Origin of the sequence: Nocardia abscessus NBRC 100374, assembly GCF_000308455.1 — a bacterium.
Taxonomy (GTDB): Bacteria; Actinomycetota; Actinomycetes; order Mycobacteriales; family Mycobacteriaceae; genus Nocardia; species Nocardia abscessus.
Map to the genome: position 1 here is coordinate 1 of NZ_BAFP01000035.1, position 1,221 is coordinate 1,221.

Annotated in this window: 1 protein-coding gene; it reads left to right on the forward strand. The window is 67.9% G+C overall.

Annotation, left to right across the window (positions count from 1 at the left end):
- The coding region (locus ON19_RS06385; RefSeq protein WP_043688250.1) for a helix-turn-helix transcriptional regulator at positions 1-738 on the forward strand (738 nt) is incomplete at its 5' end.
- Positions 739-1,221 lie beyond the last annotated feature (483 nt).

Genomic DNA, 1,221 nt, shown 5'->3' on the forward strand with positions numbered 1-1,221 from the left:
GAGGCGGTCGCGATCACCCTCGGACTGCGCGGCGCCGCCCAGGGCGCGGTCGCGGGTATCGAGGAATCGGCGGCCCGCGCCCTGGTGAAACTGCAGCAGGTCTTGCCGTCGCGGTTGCGGCGCCGGGTCGACGCCTTGGACACCACCACCGTGTCGCTGGGCGGGCCCGCCGCCGGTCCGATGATCGATCAGGAGGTGCTGGTCGCTCTGGCCGCCGCCGCGCGCGACCGCGAGCGGATCCGCTTCCGGTACCGGGACAAGGCCGACGCGCAGACCAGCCGCCTCGCCGAACCGCACAGCCTGGTCTCCGCGGGGCGCCGCTGGTATCTGGTGGCCTGGGACGTCGACCGCGCCGATTGGCGCACCTTCCGCGTGGATCGGTTGACCGCACCGCAACCCATCGGAACACGCTGCGTACCCCGCGCGCTGCCCGCCGAGGACGCGGCGAGCTTCGTGACCAGCCAGCTGGCCCGCTCCAGGCCGGCCCGCCAGGTCGTCCTGCGTGTGCACGCCTCCGCCGACAACCTGATCGAATCGTTCCGGGTCCGCGCGCAGGAGATCGAACCGCTGGACGCGCGAACCTGCCTGCTGCGCACCTCGCCGGATTCTCTGGAGTGGACCGCCCTGCGCATAGCGCACCTGAACCTGGACTTCGAGGTCCTCGAACCCGCCGAGATGAAAGACCTGCTCGCCGACCTCGGCGCCAAACTCCTTCGTGCGGCCGGGCACGCGAGCTAGCGCAATCCCGCGCGACGATTTGCGGGGCATTCCGACGCTGCGCGATGCGGCTGTCGCGCTCGGCGACGCGAATCCGGTGGGACATCACGCCGCGCTCCGCTGGGCGGCTGATCGCCGATGGGCGCTATTGCCCTCCGAGTGAAAGAAACGATCTTGTGGTGGTCTGAATCACATTGGTGTCATTCGGCCCGTGATGCCGCCGATCGCACGTCTCTGACCTGCGAAATAACGCGCTGCCCAGGCGATTTGACGAAGCGTTCGACGCCGCGTAACTTATTCCAAGTCAGAGCGACACGGACACCGACCCGGAGCCGAGAAGCAAGGCGGAGACGCCGAGCGGAAGGACCGGGAAACGAGGTAGGACGAGGAGCGCCTGACACTCACACTGGCTCGATCGGGAGCCCGATTTTGATCGGGTGAACGAATGGGCTAAGCTGGAAAAGTTGCCTCACTGAAGTTCCGGTGAATACCGGGGTGAATGGG